Below are 1,346 nucleotides of genomic sequence, written 5' to 3' on the forward strand. Positions count from 1 at the left end.
GTAACGCATCTGTGAGGCTCGCGGTGGTGGTCCTGGGTGGACTGCTGCCAGGATCGGGGCCGGCGATTGAGGCTGACTCATAACGCATCTGGCCGCCGGTGGTGTGCCCTGCGCTTGACTTGTCGTCTTGGTCGTCGGCACCGGCCTGGCTCACCCGATTGGCCTGATCAGAAGCTTGCCCGCTAAAGCGTGGCTCATCACAGATGTGCCGTTAGGTGCCTCCACCCAGGCCGGTGCCAATGCCAACCGCCGCCCCTGGGAAGGAGCCACGGCCGCGATGCCCATGCTCGCAGAATCCGTCGACGCCGTCATCGGCGTAGACACCCACACCGACACCCACACCGCCTGCCTGGTCGACCACCTAGGCCGACAGTTGGCCACCGTCACCGTCGACGCCGCGCCAGACGGGTACGCAGCGTTGCTGACTTGGGCGCTGCAGCAGGCGCCAGGGCCACGGTTGGCCTGGGCGGTCGAAGGCTGCCGCTCGCACGGCGCCGGGCTGCTGCGAGCGTTGCAGCACGCCGGTCAACACGTTGTCGAAGCCGGCCGACCGCCACGCAGCAGCCGCCGCCCAGGTGGCAAGTCCGACCCTTTGGATGCCCGCCAAGCGGCGCGGGCCGCCTTGGATGCCGACCACCACGCCCAGCCCCGCGCGGACGGCGTACGGGAAGCTCTGCGCATCCTGCTGATCGCCCGCGAGCAGGCCACCACCACCCGCACCGCCGCGGTCAACCTGCTGAAGTCGCTGGTGCTGACCGCCCCAGACCAGCTGCGGCAATCGCTACGCGGGCTATCAACGCCCCGGCAGACAGCGGCCTGCGCCGGGCTGCGGGTCCTGGCCCGCCTCCCGATCGCCGAGCGGGTGCTGCGGCAAAGTCTGCGCGGCCTGGCCCGGCGTATCCGTAGTCTCGACCAGGAGATCCGAGACAACGAGCGCCAACTGCGTGACCTGGTATCCGCCGTCGTGCCCGCGCTGCTCGACGAACCCGGCGTTGGCCCGGTCAGCGCCGCGCATCTGCTGGTCGCCTGGTCACACCCCGGCCGGTTTCGTTCGGAGGCGGCGTTCGCCACTCTGGCCGGAGTTAGCCCCTTGGAAGCATCGTCTGGGCGAATCACCCGTCACCGGCTCAACCGGTTCGGCGACCGGCAGCTCAACCGCGCCCTGCACACCATCGTGAACTGGCGGATGCTGCACGGGCATCAACCCACCCGCGACTACGTCGACCGCCGACGGGCAGAACAAAAGAGCGACCCGGAGATCCGCCGCTGTCTCAAGCGCTACACCGCGCGCCGACTGTTCCGGTTGATGGAAACCGCCGCAGCGCTTGACAGGCCATAGAAGCGTC

At 69.1% G+C, this 1,346-nt stretch carries 1 protein-coding gene; it reads left to right on the forward strand.

Features of this window, described 5'->3' with window-relative positions; translation table 11 throughout:
• The first annotated feature begins 277 nt into the window (after positions 1–277).
• Positions 278–1,339 (forward strand): IS110 family RNA-guided transposase, encoded by a 1,062-nt coding sequence (locus ACNTMW_RS34280; protein WP_426638228.1) that lies wholly within the window; start codon positions 278–280, stop codon positions 1,337–1,339.
• The last annotated feature ends 7 nt before the right edge of the window (positions 1,340–1,346 follow it).

Origin of the sequence: Planosporangium spinosum (assembly GCF_049999945.1) — a bacterium.
GTDB classification, from domain to species: domain Bacteria; phylum Actinomycetota; class Actinomycetes; order Mycobacteriales; family Micromonosporaceae; genus Planosporangium; species Planosporangium spinosum.